Below are 24610 nucleotides of genomic sequence, written 5' to 3' on the forward strand. Positions count from 1 at the left end.
CTTTCCGGCGGACCCGACTTTATCAGAAGCATTTCGGCCGACCAAATCGGCGAGCTGTCCGGATAAAGATTCGGAATGGCTTCTCGGGAATCGGATCCCGGCGGAAGCGAGAGAGACTCTAGATGTTCACGCCCGAACCTGTCCAGTCCAGGCAACTGTCTGAATCTACCTCCCCACGGCTCCCGTGTCAACGGGTCCGGTGGGCGAAGAGGAGACTAGCAGCTCACAGGGCCTCTCTGCACATCCGCCCCTCAGGCCGCGGACGGGAGCTCCGCGCTCCGGTCCGCCTCGTCCACGTCACCGATGTCGCCCGCCCGGGCGGCTCGGCCGCCGAGGACGTACACGTATGCCAGAAACACCAGCTCAGCGACGACGCCGATGGTGATCCGGGCCCAGGTCGGGAGACCGGACGGGGTCACGAAGGCCTCGATGACGCCGGAGACGAAGAGGACCAGGGCCAGGCCGATGGCCATCCCGATCGCGGCCCGTCCCCGTTGGGCGAGGGCGGTCCGTCGCGACTGCGGACCGGGATCGATGACGGTCCAACCCAGCCGGAGACCGGTGCCCGCCGCGACGAAGACTGCCGTCAGTTCCAGCAGCCCGTGCGGAAGGATCAGCCCGAGGAACGTGTCGAGGCGCCCGGCGGACGACATCAGGCCGATGCCGACTCCCAGGTTGAGGACGTTGATGAACAGGATCCAGATGACAGGGACGCACAGGAACGCGCCGAGGGCCAGGCACATGGCCGCAGCCCGGGCGTTGTTCGTCCAGACCTGGGCGGCGAACGACGCCGCGGGGTGGCTGGAGTAGTACGTCTCGTAGTCCCCGCCCGGCTTGGTCATCTGCCGCAGCTCCTCCGGAGCGGCGATCGCGGACTGGACCTCGGGATGGGCGCCGATCCACCAGCCGATCACGGCCGCGAGCAGCGTGGAGAGGACGGCTGTCGGTATCCACCAGTGACGGGAACGGTAGACCGCCGCCGGAAAGCCCGCGGTCAGGAAGGTGACGACGTCCCGCCAGCCGGCCCGCCGGGTGCCGGTGACCGTGGCGCGGGCGCGCGCGACGAGCTGCGTGAGCCTCCCTGTGAGCGCCGGGTCCGGCGCGCTGGACTGGACAAGGGACAAATGCGTGGCCGTGCGCTGGTACAGGGCGACGAGTTCGTCGGCCTCGGCTCCGGTGAGATGGCCTCCCCTGCGCAGGAGGTAGTCGAGTCGGTCCCACTCTGCGCGGTGGGCGGTGACGAAGACGTCGAGGTCCATGGTCGGCTGCTGCTCCAGGCACTGGGTGCGTACGGTCCGTACTACTGCGGCGCGCTGCCGGTCAGCTTGGCAGACTGAGGAACCAAGGGGCAGGGAAGGTCGAGGAACGCGAGGGGTGGCAGCGGTGAGCGGGCTTGTGACGGGGGACGCGGTCGTACTGGGGCTGCAGCCTGCGAGGTTGCCGAGCCGGGCGCTCGCGCTCGCGATCGACCTGGTGGTGGTGTGGACGGCGTACCTGCTGGTGTCGATCGGGCTGGCGGTGGCCACGGCGTCTCTCGACGAGGCCGCGGTCATGGCGGTGTCGATCGCGACGTTCCTGCTGGTGCCCGTGGGTGCGCCGATCGCTGTGGAGACCCTCAGTCATGGGCGGTCACTCGGCAAGCTGGCTTGCGGGCTGCGGGTCGTGCGGGACGACGGCGGGCCTGTCCGGTTCCGGCACGCGCTGGTGCGCGGTGCGATGGGGGTGGTGGAGATCCTGATGACGTTCGGGGTCATCGCCTGTATCGCTTCGCTGGTCTCGGCGCGGGGGCGGCGCATCGGTGACGTCTTCGCCGGGACGCTGGTCGTGCGGGAGCGGGTGCCGGCGGCCCGTGGGGCGCTGGTGGTTCCGCCGCCGCCACCGTGGCTGGTCGGACGGTTCTCCGGGCTCGATCTGTCCGGTGTGCCGGATGATCTGTGGCTCGCCATACGCCAGTATCTGACGCGCATGCGGCAGCTGGACGCCGCCGTGAGCTGGTCGATGGCGCAGCGGCTCGCGGGCGACCTGGTGGCGCGTACGGGCACGCCGGCGCCCGAAGGTGTGCCGCCCGCCGCGTATCTGGCGGCTGTGGTGAACGAGCGTCAGGCGCGCGACTCACGGCGTGCCTTCGCTGCGGCGGCCAGGTCCGCCGAGGCCGACGATCGTGCCGCTGCGGCCTCGGGGGCACATGCGGTGCCGTCGCGGGCGCCGGACACGGAAGGGCCGGACACAACCGGGGCGGGTGTCGGCCCGGACCCGGAGGCGGCCCTTCCCGCCGGGCCGGGCAGCGAACGGCGGGGAAGAGCAGGTCAGGGATCCACAGGGCACGGATCGGTCGAATCCGGTTCGGGCGGGAGGGGCGGGGCCGCCTGGGCGAGTCCCGGCCTGGCAGCCGGGACCGATGCCCGAGTCGCGGCGGCGGGGGCGGCGGCGGTCCCGAACGGTGCGCCAGGGCGTCCAGAGCCCGTCGAGGTCAAGCCGCCGTCGTCGTCGACCGGATTCGCACCACCCGCCTGACCCCGCCCGCCCGGCCGGCTTCCCCAGTGGCGGCCGGCGGGCCGAGGCCCCGCCGCAGAGCCCGCCGTCAGGGGAAGACCGACGGCGGGCTTTCGAGGTCTTCCAGCTCGATGCCCGGCGCCGCGAGGACCACGTCGCCGGCGATGTGGACGGTGTGCTGCTCGCCCGTGTCCAGGGCGCTGACCTGGTATTCGTCCACGGTCAGGGGGCCGTTGTCAGTGGCGTGCGCTTCACTCTTCATCAGGGCCCAGGACTGGTCGACGGTGCGGGGGGCGAGGACCGGGTCCGTGAAAGCGACCATGCGTACGCGGGTCGCGGGGGCGGTGGGGGTGAGACGCAGCAGGCGGGCGGTCGCGACGAGGAAGGCGGGGGAAGTGCCGGTGAAGGCATGGGCGCGCACATTGCCTTCCGTGGCATGGGCACCGGAGGGGTCGGTCCTGACCCAGGTGACGCCGTCCAGGGCGGCGCCTCGGACCTGCCAGCCCGCTGCGTGGAGTTCGAGTCGGATGGGGCGGCCGAGATCGTCGATGGCCAGATCGACGGTGCCGGCCTGATCACCGGAGGGGGTGAGTGTGCGGGAGACGTAGCGCCAGCCGGAAGGGCCGGGGGCGCACTGGAAGTGCTCTTCACCGAGGGGGGTGTGATCGTGCGGATCGTGGAGCGAATAACGGCCGCGTGGCATGGGGGCGTGAGTGTCCTTGTGCGGTGAGGCTCGGCGGCGTGGCGACACGCCCTGACCGGACCGTTCGAGGAGAGGTACGGGGCAGGCCCCCGACACGGGGGTGCGGGGGCCTGCCTGGTACCGGTCACGTCCGCCGCCGGCATCCGGCGGCGGACCAGCGATCAGATCCGGACCAGCCATCAGATCCGGATCAGCGACCAGATCAGTGACGATCGGAGGTGATCGGTGTCGCGGTGGTGATCAGTAGCGGTAGTGGTCGGACTTGTACGGCCCCTCGACCTTGACGCCGATGTACTCCGCCTGCTCCGGGCGCAGGGTGGTGAGCTTGACGCCGAGGGAATCGAGGTGGAGACGGGCGACCTTCTCGTCGAGGTGCTTGGGGAGCACGTAGACGTCGGTCGGGTAGTCCTGGGGCTTGGTGAACAGTTCGATCTGGGCCAGCGTCTGGTCGGCGAAGCTGTTGGACATCACGAACGACGGGTGTCCGGTGGCGTTGCCCAGGTTGAGCAGCCGGCCCTCGGACAGGACGATCAGGACCTTGCCGTCGGGGAGGGTCCAGGTGTGGACCTGGGGCTTGACCTCGTCCTTGACGATGCCGGGCACCTGCGCCAGACCGGCCATGTCGATCTCGTTGTCGAAGTGACCGATGTTGCCCACGATCGCCTGGTGCTTCATCCTGACCATGTCGGAGGCCATGATGATGTCCTTGTTGCCGGTCGTGGTGACGAAGATGTCGGCCGTCTCGACGACCTCGTCGAGGGTCGTGACCTGGTAGCCGTCCATGGCCGCCTGCAGGGCGCAGATCGGGTCGATCTCGGTGATGATCACCCGGGCACCCTGGCCGCGCAGGGACTCCGCGCAGCCCTTGCCGACATCGCCGTAGCCGCAGACGACGGCCGTCTTGCCGCCGATGAGGACGTCGGTGGCGCGGTTGATGCCGTCGATCAGCGAGTGCCGGCAGCCGTACTTGTTGTCGAACTTCGACTTCGTCACGGCGTCGTTCACGTTGATCGCCGGGAACAGCAGCGTGCCTTCGCGGTGCATCTCGTAGAGACGGTGGACGCCCGTCGTCGTCTCCTCCGTCACGCCGCGGATCTCGGACGCGAGCTGCGTCCACTTCTGCGGGTTCTCGGCGAGCGTGCGGTTGAGCAGGGTCAGGATGTGGCCGTACTCCTCGCTGTCCGCGGTCGAGGGGTCCGGGGCCGAGCCGGCCTTCTCGAACTCGACGCCCTTGTGCACGAGCAGGGTGGCGTCACCGCCGTCGTCGAGGATCATGTTCGGGCCGCCGGTGGGGGTGTTCGGCCAGGTGAGGGCCTGCTCCGTGCACCACCAGTACTCCTCCAGCGTCTCGCCCTTCCAGGCGAAGACGGGGACGCCCTGCGGGTTCTCGGGGGTGCCCTCGGGGCCGACGGCGATGGCGGCCGCGGCGTGGTCCTGGGTGGAGAAGATGTTGCAGGAGGCCCAGCGGACCTGGGCGCCGAGGGCGACCAGGGTCTCGATCAGCACGGCGGTCTGCACGGTCATGTGCAGGGAGCCGGTGATGCGGGCGCCGGCCAGCGGCTGGGCGGCGGCGTACTCCTTGCGGATCGACATCAGGCCGGGCATCTCGTGCTCGGCGAGAGTGATCTCCTTGCGGCCGAAGGCGGCGAGGGAAAGGTCGGCGACCTTGAAGTCCTGGCCGTTGGCGACAGTCGACATGCGAGCTGCTCCTCGTGGTTCGGGTCGAGGGTGGGTACGGCTTGCTCTGCGGCGGCCTGGACATACGAATGCCCGGGCGCCCGCAGGACAGTCCGTCGGAGGCCCTCTCTCCCTCGGCCGGTCCGCGCGGGACCGCCCGACCGCCATCAGCAGCGACGTCTGACCGGTGACGAATCTACACCGATCAGCCCAGTCGGCCCCAGCCCGCCCGGGCCCTGGTTCCGGCCAGGTTCCGCGGTTCGCGGCCCGATCCGACAGCGCTTTCCGCGCTTTTGATCCCGGCGATGGCGCTCGGCCAGGGCCCCTCGCCGCACTCATCCGGCGCAAGCTGTACTCGGAGCAGGAGCGCGAACCGGCATGTCCGCGTTGTTCATGGGGGACCGGCAAGGTGGCCGGAGCCGAGGCGCTGGTCGCGGGCGCGTTCGCGCGTTGAGGAGCAGGGCCGAGGGGTCTCGGCGAGGAGAATGCCATCCCCCATGCCCGCCCCGGACGAGTCGGCGGTTCTCGACGTGCTGCGCGAGGGCGGGTGATCGGCGTCCCGTAGGGTGCGGGCGCCGCGCGGGTTTCGCGCGGCGCCCGCACCGCCCGTCGACGGCGGTCGCCGGGGCACGGGTGGTTCCGGGGAGGGAACACAGATGGGATCGGGGAGACCGGGGCGCGGCCTGCGCCTGGCCGGATGGGTGCTGGCGCCGCTGGGCGTGGCGCTGTTCTTGGGCTCGCTGCTGACGTTCCGGGCGAACTACTCGGGGCTCACGGTCGCGAGCGAGGGCATGAGTCCGACGTACGGCGTCGGTGACCGGCTCTTCTACGAAAAGGTCGGCGGCTCGCAGGTGCGCCGTGGGGACGTCGTGCTCTATCGCATGCCGGCCCGCTACAGGGACCTGCCCGTGGTCCAGCGGACGGTCGGCGTCGGCGGCGACCGGCTCGTGGGCCGCATCGGCGGCGGGCCGATCACGGTCAACGGGAAGCCGCTGCCGGAGCCGTACGTCCGGGATGCCGACCCCGTCGGAGGGATGCCCTTCGAGGTGACGGTCCCCGAGGACCGGTTGTTCATGCTCGGGGACAACCGGGGCAACTCCCGCGATTCCCGCTCCTTCGACGACGAGGCCGGCGGAGGGGCCGTGCCGCTCACGGCCGTGCAGGGCCGGATCGTCGAGGACGTGAGCGTGCCGGTGGCGCTCGGTGCGGCCATGGTGCTCGGAGCGGTGACCGGGCTGGCGGGAGCGGGATGCGGGCTGGCTGGGTGGCTGGTCGGACGCGGGCGCCGCGCTCCGTACGGCCCGCCCCCGGTGTACACCCCGTAGCGCGAAGGCGGTTCACGGGAAAGGCCCCGGACCTCACCGGTCCGGGGCCTTTCCCGTGCTGTCAGCGGTTCCTGTGCTGTCAGCGGCTCAGTGGCCGGAACCGCCCGGCGCCTCGCCGCGGTCGGCGCCCGCCGCTGCCGCGGACTCGTCGTAGATGTCCGGCTCCAGGTAGATCACGCGCGCGATCGGCACGGCCTCGCGGATGCGGCTCTCGGCGGCGTCGATCGCCGCGGCCACCTCGGCCGCCGTCTCCTCGTGCTGGACGGCGATCTTCGCGGCGACGAGCAGTTCCTCAGGGCCGAGGTGCAGCGTGCGCATGTGGATGATGCGGGTGACCACCTCACCGTCCACGAGGGCGGCCTTGATCTTCTCGACCTCTTCCGTCCCGGCGGCCTCGCCGAGCAGCAGGGACTTCGTCTCGGCGGCGAGCACGACGGCGATGACGATCAGCAGCACACCGATGCACAGGGTGCCGATGCCGTCCCAGACGCCGTTGCCGGTCGCGAGAGCCAGGCTCACGCCGACCAGCGCCAGGATCAGACCGACCAGCGCGCCCAGGTCCTCCAGCAGGACGACGGGCAGTTCGGGGGCCTTGGCCCGACGCACGAACTGCGGCCAGCTCAGCTTGCCCCGCAGCTCGTTCGACTCCTTGATGGCAGTGCGGAAGGAGAACGTCTCCGCGATGATCGCGAAGACGAGGACGCCGATCGGCCAGTACCAGTCCCTGATCTCGTGGGGGTGCTTGATCTTCTCGTAGCCCTCGTAGATGGCGAACATGCCACCGACGGAGAAGAGCACGATGGAGACGAGGAAGGCGTAGATGTAGCGCTCGCGCCCGTAGCCGAAGGGGTGTTGCGGGGTCGCCTCGCGCTGGGCCCTCTTGCCGCCGAGCAGCAGAAGTCCCTGGTTGCCGGAGTCGGCCAGCGAGTGGACGCTCTCCGCGAGCATCGAGGACGACCCGCTGAAGAGGAACGCCACGAACTTCGCTGCCGCGATCGCGAGGTTGGCGGCGAGTGCCGCCACGATCGCCTTGGTGCCGCCTGACGCGCTCATGTGTGCCGGGTGTCCCTTCGTGCTGACGTCGATCGCTTCCGGGCTTTGCCCGGCCTTTGCGGTGCGCCATTGTTGCAGCACCCCGAAGGGGCGCCGTCTCAGGCCACCACAGTGGCGCGGAAGAGCGTGCCCGGACCGCCGTCGGTGCCCGTGATCCGCACTGCTTCCCCGGCCGGTACGAAGGCCGACTCGCCGGGGCGGAGCGCCAGCTCACCCACCGTCACCCCGCCCGCGGTGCACAGCAGGATCTGCGGCGTCGGGGCCGTCAGGTCGCAGGGCGCCGAGTCGGCGGCCAGCACGAAGCGGGAGAGCCGGAATTCGTCGATCGGGGTGTCGTACACCTCCTCGCCGGTGGACGAGGGCTCGGGGCGCAGCACACCGGGGTCGGTCGCCTCGAAGCGGACGATGCGCAGCAGTTCGGGTACGTCGACGTGCTTGGGCGTCAGTCCGCAGCGCAGCACGTTGTCGGAGTTGGCCATGATCTCGACGCCGAGGCCGGTCAGGTAGGCGTGCGGGACTCCGGCGCCGAGGAACAGGGCCTCGCCGGGCTGGAGTCGGACGTGGTTGAGCAGCATCGCCGCGATGACACCCGGGTCGCCGGGATAGTGGCGGGCGACGGAGGCGTACGGGGCGTAGGGGCCGCCGAGCCGTTCGGCGGCGGCGGCCGCCTCGTGGACCGTGGCCGCCATCTCCTCGCGGTCTGCGGTCAGTACGGCGGTGAGGACCTCGCGGAGGGCTGCCTCCTCGGGGTGGGCGTGCAGCAGGTCGACGTACGGCTTGAGGGAGTCGACGTCGAGACCGGCGAGCAGGTCGGCGGCCTCGGCGGGTGCGCGGAAGCCGCACAGGCCGTCGAACGGCGTGAGCGCGCAGATCAGTTCGGGCTTGTGGTTGGCGTCCTTGTAGTTGCGGTGCGGGGCGTCGAGCGGAACGCCGGCTTCTTCCTCGGCGGTGTATCCGGCCTTCGCCTGGGCGAGGTCGGGGTGGACCTGGAGGGACAGCGGGGCACCGGCCGCGAGCAGCTTCAGCAGGAACGGCAGCCGGGGACCGAACTTGGCGACGGCCGCCGCGCCGAGCTCCCGCTCGGGTGCGTCGGCGATGACCTCGGAGAGCGGCCGGGCGTTCTCGCCGCCACGGCTGACGTGGGACGGCGCGCCGGGGTGGGCGCCCATCCACATCTCGGCCTGCGGCTCGCCCGTGGGAGCGACGCCGAGCAGCTCCGGGATGGCGGTCGTGGACCCCCAGGCGTAGGGGCGCACGGTGTTGGCGAGGCGATCCATGGGCTTCCCGGTCCTTCTTCGGTACGGCGGTGTGCGGGGCGGTACGGCCGGCTGCGGGGCACCGGCTCCGGTTCGTCGGCCCTTGGTACGGCGGGCCCGCGTACGCGGAGCGTCGGTTCGGCGGACGCCCGGTGTCCGGCGGGTGTCCGCTGCGCGAGATCGCCTACGACTGGTCGCCCCGGCCGCGGTCGCCCGATTCCGCGAGCGACAGGTACACGGCGGCGAAGTCCGTCACGGCGAGCAGCTCGGCGATCGATTCGAGTTCCGAGCCGTCCTCCGGTTCGAGTTCGCTGATCGGGGTGTCGTGACCGAGGGCGAGTTCGCGTGCGGCCGGCGCGGCGGTGAGCCCGCCCGCGGGCCGGTCGCGCAGCAGGACGATGCGGGCCCGCAGCGCCTGCGGCTCGTCGACCCGGTCACGGAAGAAGTCCTCGGGGTCCGCCCCGGCAGCGAAGTCCCCGACCAGGAGCACGCCGTGGGCGGGCAGCGCCTCGGGAAGCTCGGCGGCGAGCGCCGGCAGACCGGCGAGCTCGGCGAGGACGGCGGCGAAGCGACGGCCCGCGGGGGCCGCGCCCGCGCCCTCCGTCCAGATGAGGGGCAGGCTGTCGGCGAGTTCGGCGGCGAGCGTCTTGGCCGGGTTGCTGTACGTCGCGATGGCGGGCCCGCACCGCTCGGCGGTGCGGTCGAGCCGGTCGGCGACCTTGGCGAGGATCTCGGGGGGCGCTTCGAGGAGCCCCACGCGGTCGAGGAGGGACAGCAGCGGTGTCAGCAGGGCCCACAGGGCGCCGGGGCTCGCCGCCTGGCCCTCCTCGTAGAGCTCGTAGGGGGCGGTGGCCATCGGGACGACCAGGCCGTGGGCGCCGTCGACCGCCTCGGACAGCGGGGAGGTGCGGGGTGCGACGGCGACGACGGTGCAGCCGCGCCGGTAGGCCTGCTCGGTGAGCAGGGCGAGGCCCGGTTCGCTGCCGTCGGTGGTGACGACCAGCAGCAGGTCCAGCGAGCCCGCCCAGCCGGGGAGGGCCCAGCGCAGGGCGCCCGCGGCGTGGGCCACGCCCGTGGGCCGCAGTGCGATGACGGGGGCGGACGCCCCGGCGAGGGCGCCGATGAGGTCGGCGACCCCGACGGCGGCGGTGCCGGGCCCGGCGACGAGCACGACCCGCGGGCGTCCCTCGGGGGTGAGCTCGGCGACTCCGGCCTCGGCCGCGTGCCGGGCTGCGGTGCGTACCCGCGCCCCGGCTTCGGCGGCGCCGCGCAGGAGGCCTCGGTGGTCGATGCGGGCGAGAGCGTCCGGGGCGTCGAGGAGCGACTCGTCGAGCATGGGGTGGGGCCTCCGATCGCCGTGCGCGTGCGGGGGGTGTCGGTGGTGGGGCCGGTCCCGCGCGGGGCGGGGCGGCCGCGCTAGGCGGGGCGGCGGGCCTCGTCGACCAGGAGGACCGGGATGCCGTCCCGTACGGGGTAGGCCAGACCGCAGTCCGCGCCGGTGCAGATCAGCTCGGGCGTCTCGGCCTCCGTGCGGTCGTCGAACGGTGCGTGGCACGCCGGGCAGGCGAGGATCTCCAGGAGGCCGGCTTCGAGCGGCATGTCAGCGGTGTCCCTTCGGGCGTCTCACAGGTCCGGGGTGCGGTTCGGCCGCGCCGGACGTGCGGTCAGGGTCTTGCGGATCGGGCCTCGTCAGCCTACCGCCGGGAAGCGGGGTGCGGCTCGTTCTGACCACGCCCCCGTCGGTCCGGCGCGCCGGGGGCGGGCCGACGGGCGTGCGTGGCCGGAGGGGCCGGGCGGCCGGTGGGGCCGGTGGGGCCGGTGGGGCCGGTGGGGCCGGGCTCAGGCGCGGACGAGTGCGAGGACCTCGTCGCGGATCTTCGTCATCAGCGCCTCGTCCCGGGCCTCGACGTTGAGCCGCAGCAGTGGCTCCGTGTTGGAGGCCCGCAGGTTGAACCACCAGTCGCCGGTGGCCACGGTCAGACCGTCCAGCTCGTCGGTCGTCACACCCTCGCGGGTGGCGAAGGCGGCCCGTACCGCGGCCGACCGGCCGGCCTGGTCGTCGACCTGGGAGTTGATCTCGCCGGAGGCGGCGTACCGGTCGTACCGGCCGACCAGCCGGGACAGCGGGCCGTCCTGCGTGCCGAGGGCCGCGAGCACGTGGAGCGCGGCCAGCATGCCGGTGTCGGCGTTCCAGAAGTCGCGGAAGTAGTAGTGCGCGGAGTGCTCGCCGCCGAAGACGGCGCCGGTGCGGGCCATCTCCTCCTTGATGAACGAGTGCCCCACCCGGGTGCGCACCGGCCTGCCGCCCTGTTCGCGTACGACCTCCGGGACCGACCAGGACGTGATCAGGTTGTGGATCACCGTGCCGCCCGGGTGCCTGGCCAGCTCTCGCGTGGCGACGAGGGCGGTGATCGCGGACGGCGAGACGCCCTCGCCGCGCTCGTCGACGACGAAGCAGCGGTCGGCGTCACCGTCGAAGGCGAGGCCCAGGTCGGCGCCCTCGGCGACGACGCGGGCCTGGAGGTCGACGATGTTCGCGGGGTCCAGGGGGTTGGCCTCGTGGTGGGGGAAGGTGCCGTCGAGCTCGAAGTACATCGGGACGAGGGTGACGGGCAGGGAGCCGAAGACGGTGGGGACGGTGTGGCCGCCCATGCCGTTGCCCGCGTCCACGACGACCTTCAGCGGACGCATCGCGGACAGGTCGACGAGCGAGAGCAGATGGGCCGCGTAGTCGGCGAGCGTGTCCCGCTGGGTGACCGTGCCGCGCCGGGCGGCCGGCTCGGGCCCGCCGTCGGCGGACCAGGCGGTGACGAGGTCGCGGATGTCGGCGAGGCCGGTGTTCTGGCCGACGGGCGCGGCGCCGGCGCGGCACATCTTGATGCCGTTGTACTGCGCGGGGTTGTGCGACGCGGTGAACATCGCCCCCGGCAGGTCCAGGTGCCCGGAGGCGAAGTACAGCTGGTCGGTCGAGCACAGGCCGATCAGGGTGACGTCCGCGCCGCGGGCGGCGGCGCCGCGCGCGAAGGCGCCGGACAGGCCGGGCGACGAGGGCCGCATGTCGTGGCCGACGACGATCGCGTCGGCGCCGGTCACCTGGACGAACGCTGCGCCGAAGAGCTCGGCGACCTGCTCGTCCCACTGATCCGGCACCACTCCGCGGACGTCGTACGCCTTCACGATCTGCGACAGATCAGCAGCCACGGCCCAATCCTCCTGAAGTCTTGGCGGTCGCATCAAACTACCCGCCGCAGGTGTGCGCATCGTGCCCGGACCGGGCTTGCGGGATGTGATCCGCTGCGGCGCGCCCGCCCGGGCCGGGTGCCCTACGCGCCGGGCGCGCCGGCCGGGGCGACGGGAACGGGTCAAGTGGGCGGCGGTGGGGGCGAGTTGGCCGGGAACGGCAGTGCGCCGCGGGAGCGGGCGGGACGCCGGGGAAGCCTCCGGCCGGCAGCGCGGCCGGGCACCGGGGAAGCGGCGGGGCGGAGGGCGAGGGGAGCGTGCGGCTCAGTTGTCCGGGGAGCGAAGCACCCGCAGGTGGCCGCGGCGCGCGACCTCCATCGGGTCGGCCGAGCGGCGGCCGCCCTGTCCGCCCGCCTGCGCGGTACGTCCCTGGGGCCGGGCCGCCTCCCGCACCGCGTTCGCCAGCGCTTCGAGGTCGTCACCGCTGGGGCGGGCCGGGGCCGAGCCGTCCGTGAGCCGCACGACCTCCCAGCCGCGTGGAGCGGTCAGCCGCTCGCTGTGCTCGGCGCACAGGTCGTAGCAGTGGGGCTCGGCGTAGGTGGCGAGCGGGCCGAGGACCGCAGTCGAATCGGCATAGACGTACGTCAGTGTCGCGACGGCAGGGCGGCCGCACGCGGTGCGCGAACAGCGACGTACAGGGCTCACGACGTTGGACGGTACCGCACTCTTGAGCGGGCTGCGACGACTCTCCACCAGGTCACTCCCCCGTGTCGTGATGTGACATCCGACAAAACGGCTGTTCCTGCAACTGGCCTGACCTGCACGGAAAGAGAACCACACGGGCGACGGGCGCACAGGTGCCGGTCACGACTTGGGGTGAACAATGTCAATCGGGCCGAGATCACCGATCTCCCGGGTCGTGCAATCGAGCCGAACCTTGGCCGGAATGGTCAATTGGCGACAAGGGGCGTGGCAGGGTCCACGCGCCGGTCGCCGCTCGCGCGGGAGAGTTACCCTGCGTCGGTGATGGACAGTCCTGTACCGCCCCGCCCGACCGAGCCGAGACCGCGCCGCCGCGACCGCCACGGCCGGGGCATGCGCGGCCCGGTCGCCCCGCCGCAGGTCCCGCTGGCCGCCAGCCGCTCGGAGACCTTCCGTGACCTGGTGCAGGACTCCGTGGAGCGACTGGAGCGGCACTGGCCGCAGCTGGCCGATGTCGACTTCCTGGTCCTGGACGTACCGGCCTCACCGGACGACTCGGTGCCGCTCGGCAGCGCGGAGCCTGCGGCGAAGGACCGTCCGGCCCGGATCATGATCTACCGCCGGCCCGTCGAGATCCGGACGAAGAACCGCGACGAACGAGCGCTGCTGGTGCACGAAGTGGTCGTCGAGCAGGTCGCGGAACTGCTCGGGCTCTCGCCCGAGTCGGTCGACCCCCGCTACGGCCAGGACTGACCCGGCCGCCCGCCCAAGGCCGCCCCGGGGCTCACGCGTGCCGGTCGGACCGCCGACGACAACCTGTGTCCGGCGCCCCGCCGCAGGAGGGACCCGCGACCGGCCCGGCCCGCGCGCCGCGGCGCGCGGGCCGGGCTCGCATCGTCAGTCGTCGAGCACGGACAGGTCCTGCTCCGCCTCCGGGACGACCACCGTGCCGCGGTCGTCCGGGAGGTTCTGGATCGTGAACATCGGGATGCCGTCGTCCGCGATCTCCAGCGCGCGCGACGCGTGCACCGGTCCGCCCGAGAGCGTCTCGACCGTCACCGCGTAGGAGCCCTTCAGCCCGGCCGGCACCGGCGGCGTGATCGCCAGGGTCGTACCGGCCTTCACCTTGTACGTCTTGACGGCCTGCGCGCCCCCTTCCGTGCCCGCCGACGCCGTGACCCTGACCTCGGCCGCCTCGCCGGGCGCGGTGAGCGAGAGGACCGAGCCCTTCGCGCGGTTGTCGGCGGCGGTGGCCCGCTCGCCGACCGGCGCGGCGGCGGGGACGAAGGCGATCTCCTTCTCGTCGCCCTTGCCGCGCACCACCCTCAGCGCCGCCACGACGGGCGTGGCGCGTCCCTTCTCCGCGGGACTGAGGATCAGCGATCCGGCCTCTCCCTTGGTGATGTCGGCGAGGTCGACACTCGCCGTCATCCCGGACTTCACGTGCAGCAACTCGTGTCCGGCCGGGGTGATCGTCCCGGTGGAGCCCGCGAGTTGGACCTTCAGCGCGGCGTCGTCGTCGCCCGGGGCGAAGGCCACCAGCTGCACCGACGTCGCGTCCGACGGGATGCCCGGCAGTACGACGGTGCCGGCCGGGTCGGCGGAGGCGGCGAGCCAGTCGCTGCCGTCGGTCTCGTCGGCGGCCCGTACGACCGCGCCCACGCGGCCGGTACGAGTGGTCACATGGACGGTCACCTCGTCCGCCTTGTCGGCGGTGAGCGTCGGGAGCAGCACGGGGACGCTGGAGCCGGCCGGAACGGGGATGCCCTCCGTCAGCGTCGTCCTGAGTGCCCCGTCCTTGCCGTACAGCTCGATGTCGGCGACGGCCCCGGCCTCGTCGGGGTTGGTCAGGTGCACGTAGTCCTGGCGGCCCTCGGCGAGAGAGGCGCCGGGGAACCAGAAGTCGGTGTCGGGTCCGGTGCAGCTGACGCCGAGCAGCCCCCGCCCGCTGCCCGCGGTGACCGAGGTCGTCTGCTGGGTGGTCCAGCCGGGCGCGAGGGAGCCGGTGGCGGTGCCGACGAGGGCGGGGGCCTCGCCGCCGTCCACCTCGGCGGAGACCGGCTTGCCGGGCTCCTTCACGGCGACGACGGTCTTCTCGGGAGCGGGCTTCTTCGCGCCGTCCTTGTCCGCGCCCTTCTTCTTTGCGTCCTTGGCGGGCGCGGCTTCGGTGTCGGCCGACACGGCGGCCGAGGGCCGCAGTGCGGCCGAGTCCGCCGGCTCGCCGGCGTCCTTCTGTCCCCCGCTCTGCTTCCGCGCGGGCGTGAACGAGATGTAGCGGGTCTCGGCGATCTCCGAGCTGCTCGGCGCCGGGCACAGCAGGCTGGAGCGTTCCACGGGCAGCGGCAGCGCGAGGTCGCCGCGCGTCGGCTCGGTGCCGTCCGGGACGGTCAGCGAGGCGAATCCGGTGACCGCCGCGAGGGCGGTGGTGACCGCGATCAGGGAGATGGTCGTGCGCTTCACTCTGACTCGCCTCGCGTCGTGCCGGGGGCCTGGGCGGGCGGCTCGGGGTACGGGCCGCCGTCGGGGTACTGCTCGCCGTATCCGTACGGGTCGTGGTCGCGCCCGTCCTGCGGGTACTGCTCGTCGCCGTAGGGCTCCGTCCCGTACGGGTCGCCCTGGTAGGGCTGCTGGTACGCGCCGTCGCCGTAGGGCTGCTGGGAGCCGTAGGGCTGCTCGCCGGCGTACTGGCCGCCCGGGTACTGCTCGTTGCCGTACGCGTAGCCGCCGTCGCCGTAGGGCTGCTGGGCCTGCCAGTCGCCGTAACCCTGCTGGGGAACCGCCGCGTAGGGAGCGGCCTGTTCGTCCTGCCCCGCGGTGAACGGGGCGTGGGCGTCCGGCTGTTGGGCGTACGGGCCGGGGTCGGGTGCGCTGTCCTCGGCGGCTGCCGCCTCGGCCTCGGCCTGGGCGCGCAGCCGGCGCGCCCTGCGGCCCTCGCCGGCCTCCGGCTGGAGGGGAACGGCCACTTCCTCCTCGGGGAGGTCGTCGTCGATCTCACGGCGGCGGCCCGGCAGCGCGAGCACCACCAGGACGAGCGCGAGGAACGCCTGGACCCAGATCCACGCCGTGTGCGTCGCCGGGTCCTCGTACGTCAGGTCGAGCCGTCCGCCCTCGGCAGGCAGTTCGAAGCCCTGCGCCCAGCCGTCGACGGTCGTCTTCTCCAGCGGGCGGCCATCGAGTGCGGCCTGCCAGCCCTCGGCGGCGCGGTCGGCGATGCGCAGGACGCGGCCGGAGCCGCCGGCGGGGATCTCGGTGTGCGCCTCGACGGCGTCGGAGGCGATGGGCAGCGGATCGCTCCTGCCGTCGACGATCGTGGCCCGGGCGACCTGGCGGTCCACGCGCCACAGCGCGCTGCCGTCGAGCTGGCTGAGCCGGCTCAGTCCGGGGGTGGCGTCGAGGACGCGGCTGGTCTGGCGGGGCACTCCGTCGCGTACGAGCACGTAGCGGATCGCGTAGCCGCTGAGCTGGTCGGTCTGGTCGGCGCCGGAGCCGGCGACCAGGTGCGCGACGATCTTGTCGAGGCGGGTGTCGCCGCCGCCCGCCTCGGCGAGCTCGGCGTCACCGAGCCGGCCGCCGGAGCCGCGCACCAGGGTGTACGAGACCTTGGCGTCCGAGGTGCCGCCGAGGACGAGGGTGCGAGGCTGGTCGCGGGTGTCGCTCTCCTCGGCGACGAATGCGGGCACCTGGACCGGGTCCCGGCGCGTGAGCGGGCCCGCGGCGCCGTCGATCATCCAGCCGGCCGCGGCGGCGACGGGTGCGAGCGCCGCGGCGAGCCCGACCAGGGCGGCGACCGGCTGCCGCCAGCCGAAGCTCTGGGCGGCGACGCGGGTGCGGCCGCCCTCGGCGCCGAGCACGGCCGCGGACAGCAGTGCGATGCCGTAGACGAGGGTGGCGGGCCCGGCCCAGCCGGAGCCGTTGGTCAGGGCCGCGAGGACCAGGGCGACCAGGGCGACGACCCAGGAGGTACGGATGGCGAACTGCCGCTCCTCGCGCAGCAGGGCGGCGAGCGCGGCCAGCACGATGCCGAGCATCAGGACGCCGCCGACGGCTCCGGGGCCGCCGGGGCTGATGCCGAGCAGGTCGAGCGCGTCGGCCGAGCCGCTGCCGAACTCGAGACCGGCCTCGCGGAAGAATCCGGAGGGGCTGGTCAGCAGGGAGAGCGACCAGGGAGCGAGGACGAGCACCGGGGTGCCGACGGCGGCGAGGAAGCGCAGCGCGTAGGCGGTGATGTCGTTCCGGCGCAGGACCAGCACGGCGATGCCGGTGAACACGGCGAGCGGCCACACGACGGGCGTGAAGGCCATCGCGAAGGTCAGCAGCAGGGCGTACGCCCAGGTGGCCCGCCAGCTGCCGCGACCGCCGCCCCTGATGCGCAGTCCGTGTGCGGCGACGGCGGCACGGGCGACGAGCGGCAGCACGATCGCGAGGACGGCGGTGCCGAGCCGTCCGGTGGCGAGTGCTCCGGTCGCGGCGGGCAGGAAGGCGTACGCGATGCTCGCCCAGGCGCGCAGCAGGCGGGACTCGACGATGGGCCGGGACGCGAAGTAGGCGGTGAGGCCGGCGAGCGGGACCGAGCAGACGAGCAGCACGGTCAGGGCGAGACCGGTGGAGCCGAGGAACAGCGCGGACAGGACGGCGAGGACCGCGAGGTAGGGAGGTGCCGTCTGGGTGCCGCCGGTGCCGACCGGGTGCCAGCCGTCCGCGTAACGGCTCCACAGGTCGAAGACGTCGGCGGGTGCGGGCAGCAGGGCGCCGCCGGCCAGCGCGCCGCCGCCGTACAGTCCCCGGCAGGCGACGAGGGAGACGACGAGGAGGACGGCGAAGAGGAGCGGCCCCGGCTTGCGGGCGATCTTCTTCAGCCGCGCGAACTGCTCGATCTCCAGGAATTCCGCGTCGTCGCCGCCGGGCCCCGACTCGACGACGCCGTGCCGGGAGCCGCCGGAGTCGGCCTGCGAGCCGCCGAAGTCCGAGACGACCTGTTCCACGGTGGCGCGGACGGTCGCTCCGGGGGGCGGGAACAGCGGTCGCAGCTCGCTCGCCTCGACCGCCCGCCGTGCGCGTCTGCGACGGCCCGCGAGGAGGCGCTCGGGCCGCAGCAGGACGCCGAAGAGACCCATGACCTCGTCGACGGCCTGGCCCGGGACCTTGCCGACGAGATAGGCCAGGGTGCGCAGCAGGGTGCCGACGACGAGGCGCATCAGGACCCAGGGCAGGGCGGCACCGCGGGTGTTGGTCAGCAGGGTGTAGACGGCGCCGGCCTTGTCGACGCGGTGCGGGCTGGCGACGGACCGGCCCACGCAGTCGACGGTGCGCCGCTCGCGGGCGGCGGCCTCCGCGTGGCGCAGGACGGCGCCGGGGGCGACGAGGACGCGGTGTCCGGCGGCGTGGGCGCGCCAGCACAGGTCGACGTCGTCACGCATCAGCGGCAGCCTGCGGTCGAACCCGCCGAGCTCCTCGTACACGTCGCGGCGGATGAGCATGCCCGCGGAGGAGACGGAGAGGACCGAGCGGATCTGGTCGTGCTGGCCCTGGTCCTGTTCGCGCCGGTCGAGGCCGGTCCAGCGGCGGCCGCTGTTGGCGATGGAGACGCCCGCTTCGAGGAGCTGCTTGCGGTCGTACCAGCCGCGCAGCTTGGGGCCGACGACCGCGGCGTATGCGTCGGAGTCGGCGACGCGCAGCAGCTCGGCGAGTGCCGTGGGCTCGGGTGCGCAGTCGTCGTGGAGCAGCCACAGCCACTGCACGGGCTCGCCGTGCGGCAGCTCGGGCATGTCGTACGCCTCGTCGCGCCAGGTCCTGGTGACCGGGTCCCAGCCGCTGGGCCGCTTCAGGTAGGGCAGATCGTCGGGGGTGAGCACCCCGGCGGTGCGGACGGCCTCGTCGACGGCGGCGCCGAAGCCGGTGCGCCGGGCGAGGTGCAGGACGCGGTCGGCGCCGAGGGCGTCGGTGAGCGTCTGCGCCGAGTCGTCGGCACTGCCGGTGTCGGCGGCCACGACGTTCTGTACGGGGCGTTCCTGGCCGAGCAGTCCGGCGAGGGCGTCGGGCAGCCAGCGTGCGCCGTCGTGGGAGACGAGCACGGCGGTGACGACGTGCCTCGGGAACTCGGGCGCGTGTGCCGGGACAAACGCGGCGGTGGTGGCGGACATTGAGGTACGGGCCCTCCGGCCAGGGTCGCCCCGAAGGGGCGTTGGTGCGTCACGGACGGGGCCCCACACTAACGGCACGAGGAAAGCGCTGCGGCGCGGAGCGCTTCGTTGAGGGGCGGTGGCCGGGCGACGGGAGGGCGAACGGTCCGCCGCCTGTGCACCGGGCACAGACGGCGGGCCGTTTGCTTTGTAGTCAGTTGTACCTTTTGGCCGGGCGGTGACCGGCCCGCGATCAGACCGCGGCCTTCTTGAGCCGACGGCGCTCGCGCTCCGAGAGGCCGCCCCAGATTCCGAATCGCTCGTCGTTGTTGAGGGCGTACTCAAGACATTCGGAGCGGACCTCGCAGGCGAGGCAGACCTTCTTGGCCTCCCTGGTGGAACCGCCCTTCTCGGGGAAGAAGGACTCGGGATCGGTCTGGGCGCACAACGCGCGCTCCTGCCAGCCGAGTTCCTCGTCCGCGTCCTCGACCAGCAGTTGCTGGAACAGCTCGGTCATGTGCGCCCCTCGTCTGTCTTTACGTCCCCGTGATGTTGCCGCGATCGTTTTCGGCCGAACGACACGAGTGAAATTACAAGTGTGTGGCTCCGGGCCAGTCAAGCCACGATCTGCTATTGGGCCCGGTATTCACTCTGCGGAACCAAGGCTATGCGGAAAGTGTTCAAATCACCAAAAACCTGACACATGCCAGCGGCCTGTTCCGCACCTCCTCCCTCGGAGGGGGAAGACGTCGCAAACATCGATCATGTTGCGATCAAGCCATCGAAGCGATCCGGATCACAGTACGGTCACGGCGCCCCAACGGCGTTTGCGAGAACGGTTGCTGCCGCATGTCTCCCGGCCAGCGACTGCACAAACCTTTCTCTGCTCGCAGCAACCGGATGTGATGAAACATTGCCGCCAAATCGGTCATTGGGTTGACATGGGGTAAGGGGAGCAGTCACCTTTGATCCCATGCCAGCGACCTCAGCGCCCCACGCGACCCGCCTCCGCGGGTTCCGCAGCGCTGTCCAGGCGCGCTGTTGCTGTTGCTGTTCCAGCTGTTGACGCCCACGAGCTCCAGCTTCTTCTTCTCGCATCGCCCCGCACTGCCTGCTCTGCGACACCCCAGCACTTCCTGCCGAGGAACCCCCGCACCCATGAACAGCGACAGCGACCTCCAGATCGCCGGCGACATCCTCGCCGTCCAGCACCTGCTCCAGCCCGCCCGCGAGCACCCCGCCACCGTGGCCGAGTTCGCCGGGCTCGCCCGGTCCATCGCCGCCGACCGCGCGCGCTGGGAGCACCTCGTCGAGTACGACGCCACCTCCCGCTGGTACCACCGCCTGCAGACCGGCCCCGGCTACGAGGTCTGGCTGCTGAGCTGGGTCCCCGGCCAGGGCAGCGGCCTGCACGGCCACGGCGCCTCCTCCGGCGTGCTCACCGTGCTCGACGGCGAGCTCACCGAGCGCACCGAGGGCGGCGAGCGGTCCCTGGCCGCGGGCGCGCAGCGTGTCTTCGCCCCCGGCTACGTCCACGAGGTCGTCAACGACTCCCTGGAGCCGGCCGTCAGCCTGCACGTGTACTACCCGGGCCTGACCGAGATGCCCATGCACACCTCCGCGCGGTGCACGCAGGAGTCCGTTCCGGTCTGAGGGGCCGTCCGCGCGCCTGCCAAGATGGGCGCATGCGCATTGTGGTTCTGGCCGGCGGTATCGGCGGCGCCCGTTTCCTCCGTGGTCTCCAGCAGGCCGCGCCCGAGGCGGACGTCACGGTGATCGGCAACACCGGTGACGACATCCATCTGTTCGGGCTGAAGGTCTGCCCCGACCTCGACACCGTGATGTACACCCTCGGCGGTGGCATCAACGAGGAGCAGGGCTGGGGACGCAGCGACGAGACGTTCCAGGTCAAGAGCGAGCTGGCCGCGTACGGCGTCGGGCCCGAGTGGTTCGGGCTCGGCGACCGCGACTTCGCCACGCACATCGTCCGCACCCAGATGATCGGCGCAGGCTACCCGCTCAGCGCCGTCACGGAGGCGCTGTGCGACCGGTGGCAGCCGGGCGTACGGCTGCTGCCGATGTCCGACGACCGCGTCGAGACGCATGTCGCCGTCACCCTCGACGGAGAGCGCCGCGTCGTCCACTTCCAGGAGTACTGGGTCAGGCTGCGGGCGTCCGTGCCCGCCGAGGCCGTCGTGCCGGTCGGCGCCGAGCAGGCCAAGCCGGCGCCCGGCGTGCTGGAGGCGATCGCCGAGGCGGACGTCGTCCTCTTCCCGCCGTCCAACCCCGTCGTCAGCATCGGCACCATCCTGTCCGTGCCCGGCATCCGCGAGGCCATCGCCGACGCGGGCGTGCCGGTCGTGGGCCTGTCCCCCATCGTCGGCGACGCGCCCGTGCGCGGCATGGCCGACAAGGTGCTCGCTGCCGTGGGCGTGGAGGCGACGGCAGCGGCCGTCGCCCGGCACTACGGCTCCGGGCTGCTCGACGGCTGGCTCGTCGACACGGTCGACGCGGCCGCCGTGCCGGACGTCGAGGCGGCGGGCATCCGCTGCCGCGCCGTGCCGCTGATGATGACCGGCACCGACGCGACCGCGGAGATGGCCCGCGCGGCCCTGGCACTGGCCGAGGAGGTACGGGGGTGAGCTCGCCCTCCTACCGGGTCTGGGCGCTGCCCGGCATCGGCGAGGTCCAGCCGGGCGACGACCTGGCCAAGCTGATCGCCGCGACCGCGCCCGGACTCGTCGACGGCGACGTCCTGCTCGTCACCTCGAAGATCGTCAGCAAGGCCGAGGGCCGGATCGTCGAGGCGGCGGACCGCGAGGCGGCGATCGACGCCGAGACGGTGCGGGTGGTCGCGCGGCGCGGCACCCTGCGCATCGTCGAGAACCGCCAGGGCCTGGTCATGGCCGCGGCGGGGGTCGACGCCTCCAACACGCCCGCGGGCACCGTGCTCCTGCTCCCCGAGGACCCGGACGCCTCGGCCCGCGCGATCCGCGCGGGGCTGCGCGACGAACTGGGCGTCGAGATCGGCGTGATCGTCACGGACACGTCCGGGCGGCCGTGGCGCAGCGGGCTGACCGACGTCGCGATCGGCGCGGCGGGGGTGCGCGTGCTGGACGACCTGCGCGGCGGCACGGACGCGTACGGCAATCCGCTGACCGCGACCGTGGTCGCCACGGCCGACGAGCTCGCCGCCGCGGGCGACCTGGTGAAGGGCAAGGCCGAGGGGCTGCCCGTCGCCGTCGTCCGGGGACTGGCGCACGTGGTCGACGAGGCCGGCCCCGGTGCGCGGGCGCTCGTACGGGACGCGGCCGACGACATGTTCCGGCTCGGGACGTCGGAGGCGGTGCGCGAGGCCGTGACGCAGCGGCGTACGGTGCGCGCGTTCACGGACCAGCCGGTGGACGGCGGGGCGGTGCGCCGCGCGGTCGCGGCGGCGGTCACGGCGCCCGCGCCGCACCACACCACGCCCTGGCGCTTCGTCCTGCTGGAGTCCGCGGCCTCCCGCGTCCGTCTGCTCGACGCGATGCGCGAGGCGTGGGTCGCGGATCTGCGGCGCGACGGCGCGACGCAGGAGGCGATCGCGAAGCGCGTACGGCGCGGGGACGTCCTGCGGCGCGCGCCCTACCTGGCGGTCCCCTGCCTGGTCGCCGACGGCGCGCACACGTACGGCGACGAACGCCGGGACACCGCGGAACGCGAGATGTTCGTGACGGCGGTGGGCGCGGGCATCCAGAACTTCCTGGTCGCGCTCGCGGGCGAGCGGCTGGGCTCGGCGTGGGTGTCTTCGACGATGTTCTGCCGCGAGGTGGTGCGCGAGGTGCTGGGGCTGCCGTCCACGTGGGACCCGATGGGCGCGGTGGCGATCGGTCACCCGGCGGCCGCGCCGACGGCACGGCCGGCGCGGGACGCGGCGTCGTTCATCGAGGTGCGGTAGCCCCCGGCCGGGCGGCGGCCCGGGTCACGCCCTCGGGTGCGGCCCCGGTCGCACCGGGCGGTGTCACCACGCCGCGATGTCCACCCGGCGCATCTTGGGCTCGCGGCGGGGCGGCACGCGGCCCGAGAGGAGGATCAGCCGAGCGGCGCGGTGGCGCTGGCCCTCGTAAGGGGCCAGCAGCTCCAGCATCGCCGCGTCGTCCGCGTTCCGGTCGCCCGCCAGGGCGTAGCCCACGATCCGGGGCAGATGGAGGTCGCCCACCGTCACCGCGTCGGCCGCGCCGTTGCTGCGCTGCACCGTCTCGGCCGACGTCCACGGGCCGATGCCCGGGATCAACTCCAGCCGCGCTCTGGCCTGTTCGGGCTCCATCGCCGCCGCCTCCTCCAGGCGGCGCGCCACCTTCACCGCGCGCAGGATCGTCGAGGCACGCTTGTCGTCCACACCCGCGCGGTGCCACTCCCAGGACGGGATCATCGCCCAGCCGCGCGGATCCGGCATGACGTGCAGCCGCTCGTCCGGGCCGGGCGCCGGCTCGCCGTACCGGCGGACCAGCAGCCGCCACGCCCGGTACGCCTCGTCCGACGTGATCTTCTGTTCGAGGATCGAGGGGATCAGGGACTCCGTCACCAGCCCCGTGCGCACCAGCCGCAGCCCCGGCCGGCGGTGCTGGGAGGCGGCGACCAGGCGGTGGCGCGGTGTGAAGCCCTCGGGTGTGTCGGCCGCGCCGAGCAGGTCGGGCAGCCGGTCGAGCAGCCACTCGCCGCCCGAGCCCCACGCCTCGGCCTCGACCACGGCGCCCCGCAGGGCGACCCGCAGCGTGCCGGGACCCTCGGGCGTGCGGCTGGCCCGCCAGACGGAGCCGTCGGGCGTGGTGCGGAAGGTGGGGTCGGCCGGGCCGCGGCGCAGCGGCCCGAGGACCAGGCCCAGGTCGAGGGGCCACGGCGGCGTCCACCTGCGTGTGCGGGCGGCCGAGACCTGACGCGGTACGGCGGCGGGTACGCCTGTCGCGCCGCCACGCACCCTCGCGCGGCCGGCGCCCGGTTCGAAGCGTCCTGCCATGCGGTCAGGCTACTGGTCGGAGGAGAAGCGGACCGCGCCCGCCGGGAGCACCGCGTCGCACCACACCCGCGCGCCGTCCCTGAGCTCGTTGTCCTCCCCGACGACCGCGCCGTCGCCCACGACCACGCCGGACAGGACGGTACGGGCCCCTATGCGCGCGCCTTCGCCGACGAGGGAGGCGGAGATCACCGCGCCCGCCCCCACGACGGCGCCCGCGAGGACCGTGCTGCCGTCGATGCGCGCGCCCTCGCCCACCACGGCGCCCTCGCCGACGACCGTGCCACCGGTCAGCTTCGCGTCGGCCGCCACGCGCGCGGAAGGCAGCACCAGCCGGTCGCCGCGCCGGCCGGGGACCGCCGGGGACGGGGCGCGGCCGAGCACCAGGTCGGCGGAGCCGCGCACGAACGCGTGCGGGGTGCCGAGGTCCAGCCAGTACGTGGAGTCCACCATGCCCTGCAGGTGGGCGCCGCAGCGCAGCAGCTCCGGGAACGTCTCGCGTTCGACGGAGACGGGCCGGCCGTCGGGGATCGTGTCGATGACCGAGCGACGGAAGACGTAGGCGCCGGCGTTGATCTGGTCGGTGACGATCTCCTGTGGCGTCTGCGGCTTCTCCAGAAAGGCCGTGACGCGTCCGGTGCCGTCCGTCGGCACGAGGCCGTAGGCGCGCGGGTCGTCGACGCGGGTGAGGTGGAGGGAGACGTCCGCACCGGTCACGCGGTGGGTGTCGACCAGGGCCCCGATGTCGAGGCCGGTGAGGATGTCGCCGTTGAAGACGAGAACGGGGTCGTCGGGCCCGGACCGCAGCCGGGATGCGACGTTGCGGATCGCGCCGCCGGTGCCGAGCGGCTCCTCCTCGGTCACGTACTCCAGGTGGAGTCCGAGCGCCGAGCCGTCGCCGAAGTACGGCTCGAACACCTCGGCCAGGTAGGAGGTGGCGAGCACGATGTGCTCGACGCCCGCGGACCGCGCCCGCGCCAACTGGTGGGTGAGGAAGGGCACACCGGCCGCGGGGACCATCGGCTTCGGTGTCCTGACGGTCAGCGGACGCAGCCGGGTGCCCTTGCCTCCGACCAGGAGAATCGCTTCTGGGGCCTGGTTCAATGCGG

The 24610-nt window shown here is 73.0% G+C and carries 20 protein-coding genes; 6 read left to right on the forward strand and 14 right to left on the reverse strand.

Features of this window, described 5'->3' with window-relative positions:
- Window positions 1-251 precede the first annotated feature (251 nt).
- Window positions 252-1259, reverse strand: coding sequence for a stage II sporulation protein M (locus HW130_RS26780; protein WP_177152294.1), 1008 nt, complete (start codon window positions 1257-1259; stop codon window positions 252-254).
- 124 nt (window positions 1260-1383) lie between these two features.
- On the opposite strand from HW130_RS26780, the gene HW130_RS26785 reads away from it, so the two are divergent.
- Window positions 1384-2514: an RDD family protein gene (locus tag HW130_RS26785; RefSeq protein ID WP_177152295.1), complete on the forward strand. Its 1131-nt coding sequence runs from the start codon at window positions 1384-1386 to the stop codon at window positions 2512-2514.
- 67 nt (window positions 2515-2581) lie between these two features.
- Here HW130_RS26785 and HW130_RS26790 read toward each other — a convergent pair whose 3' ends face one another.
- The gene (locus HW130_RS26790) at window positions 2582-3196 is read right to left on the reverse strand and encodes a hypothetical protein (RefSeq protein ID WP_177152296.1); all 615 of its coding nucleotides are present in this window, start codon (window positions 3194-3196) and stop codon (window positions 2582-2584) included.
- A 240-nt stretch (window positions 3197-3436) separates the two neighbouring features.
- On the reverse strand, window positions 3437-4894 hold the full coding sequence (gene ahcY, locus HW130_RS26795; RefSeq protein ID WP_177152297.1) for an adenosylhomocysteinase: 1458 nt from the start codon (window positions 4892-4894) through the stop codon (window positions 3437-3439).
- 635 nt (window positions 4895-5529) lie between these two features.
- Here ahcY and lepB point away from each other — a divergent pair.
- Window positions 5530-6198 carry a signal peptidase I gene (gene lepB, locus HW130_RS26800; protein WP_177152298.1) on the forward strand — a complete coding sequence of 223 codons (669 nt, stop codon included), beginning with the start codon at window positions 5530-5532 and terminating at the stop codon, window positions 6196-6198.
- 87 nt (window positions 6199-6285) lie between these two features.
- On the opposite strand, the gene HW130_RS26805 is transcribed toward lepB, so the two are convergent.
- From HW130_RS26805 to HW130_RS26830, 6 genes are all read right to left on the reverse strand, one after another.
- The gene (locus HW130_RS26805; protein WP_177152299.1) at window positions 6286-7251 is read right to left on the reverse strand and encodes a cation diffusion facilitator family transporter; all 966 of its coding nucleotides are present in this window, start codon (window positions 7249-7251) and stop codon (window positions 6286-6288) included.
- 98 nt (window positions 7252-7349) lie between these two features.
- The gene (gene manA, locus HW130_RS26810) at window positions 7350-8528 is read right to left on the reverse strand and encodes a mannose-6-phosphate isomerase, class I (protein ID WP_177152300.1); all 1179 of its coding nucleotides are present in this window, start codon (window positions 8526-8528) and stop codon (window positions 7350-7352) included.
- A 163-nt stretch (window positions 8529-8691) separates the two neighbouring features.
- On the reverse strand, window positions 8692-9843 hold the full coding sequence (locus HW130_RS26815; RefSeq protein WP_177152301.1) for an SIS domain-containing protein: 1152 nt from the start codon (window positions 9841-9843) through the stop codon (window positions 8692-8694).
- Window positions 9844-9923: 80 nt separating this feature from the next.
- The gene (locus tag HW130_RS26820) at window positions 9924-10106 is read right to left on the reverse strand and encodes a Trm112 family protein (RefSeq protein WP_177152302.1); all 183 of its coding nucleotides are present in this window, start codon (window positions 10104-10106) and stop codon (window positions 9924-9926) included.
- A gap of 240 nt (window positions 10107-10346) precedes the next feature.
- On the reverse strand, window positions 10347-11708 hold the full coding sequence (locus HW130_RS26825; RefSeq protein ID WP_177152303.1) for a phosphomannomutase/phosphoglucomutase: 1362 nt from the start codon (window positions 11706-11708) through the stop codon (window positions 10347-10349).
- Window positions 11709-12011: 303 nt separating this feature from the next.
- Window positions 12012-12440 carry a DUF3499 domain-containing protein gene (locus HW130_RS26830; protein ID WP_177152304.1) on the reverse strand — a complete coding sequence of 143 codons (429 nt, stop codon included), beginning with the start codon at window positions 12438-12440 and terminating at the stop codon, window positions 12012-12014.
- 273 nt (window positions 12441-12713) lie between these two features.
- Between HW130_RS26830 and HW130_RS26835 the strand changes: the two genes are divergently transcribed.
- A complete protein-coding gene (locus tag HW130_RS26835; protein WP_177152395.1) occupies window positions 12714-13142 on the forward strand; it encodes a metallopeptidase family protein in 429 nt (142 codons plus the stop codon).
- A gap of 144 nt (window positions 13143-13286) precedes the next feature.
- Here the strand turns inward: HW130_RS26835 and HW130_RS26840 are convergent, their stop codons facing one another.
- The 3 genes from HW130_RS26840 to HW130_RS26850 form a co-directional block, all read right to left on the reverse strand.
- A complete protein-coding gene (locus HW130_RS26840; protein WP_177152305.1) occupies window positions 13287-14849 on the reverse strand; it encodes a DUF5719 family protein in 1563 nt (520 codons plus the stop codon).
- Entirely contained in the window at window positions 14846-18529 is a 3684-nt protein-coding gene (locus HW130_RS26845) for a glycosyltransferase family 2 protein (RefSeq protein WP_177152306.1), read from the reverse strand. Before HW130_RS26845 ends, HW130_RS26840 begins: the two co-directional genes overlap by 4 nt.
- 232 nt (window positions 18530-18761) lie before the next feature.
- Window positions 18762-19025, reverse strand: coding sequence for a WhiB family transcriptional regulator (locus HW130_RS26850; RefSeq protein WP_018846780.1), 264 nt, complete (start codon window positions 19023-19025; stop codon window positions 18762-18764).
- 641 nt (window positions 19026-19666) lie between these two features.
- Between HW130_RS26850 and HW130_RS26855 the strand changes: the two genes are divergently transcribed.
- Genes HW130_RS26855 through HW130_RS26865 form a run of 3 tightly spaced genes read left to right on the forward strand, consistent with a single transcriptional unit; the run spans window position 19667 to window position 22445 of the window.
- On the forward strand, window positions 19667-20161 hold the full coding sequence (locus HW130_RS26855; protein WP_177152307.1) for a cysteine dioxygenase family protein: 495 nt from the start codon (window positions 19667-19669) through the stop codon (window positions 20159-20161).
- Window positions 20162-20193: 32 nt separating this feature from the next.
- Window positions 20194-21150 carry a 2-phospho-L-lactate transferase gene (gene cofD, locus HW130_RS26860; protein WP_177152308.1) on the forward strand — a complete coding sequence of 319 codons (957 nt, stop codon included), beginning with the start codon at window positions 20194-20196 and terminating at the stop codon, window positions 21148-21150.
- Window positions 21147-22445, forward strand: a complete 1299-nt coding sequence (locus HW130_RS26865) for a coenzyme F420-0:L-glutamate ligase (protein ID WP_177152309.1) — start codon at window positions 21147-21149, stop codon at window positions 22443-22445. The genes cofD and HW130_RS26865 overlap by 4 nt, the downstream gene beginning before the upstream one ends.
- A 63-nt stretch (window positions 22446-22508) precedes the next feature.
- On the opposite strand, the gene HW130_RS26870 is transcribed toward HW130_RS26865, so the two are convergent.
- Together HW130_RS26870 and HW130_RS26875 are read right to left on the reverse strand one after the other, a co-directional pair.
- Window positions 22509-23504, reverse strand: a complete 996-nt coding sequence (locus tag HW130_RS26870) for a DNA-3-methyladenine glycosylase (RefSeq protein WP_177152310.1) — start codon at window positions 23502-23504, stop codon at window positions 22509-22511.
- 9 nt (window positions 23505-23513) lie between these two features.
- Entirely contained in the window at window positions 23514-24605 is a 1092-nt protein-coding gene (locus tag HW130_RS26875; RefSeq protein WP_177152311.1) for an NDP-sugar synthase, read from the reverse strand.
- Window positions 24606-24610: the final 5 nt, after the last annotated feature.

It is taken from the genome of Streptomyces sp. PKU-EA00015, from assembly GCF_013387495.1.
GTDB lineage: Bacteria > Actinomycetota > Actinomycetes > Streptomycetales > Streptomycetaceae > Streptomyces.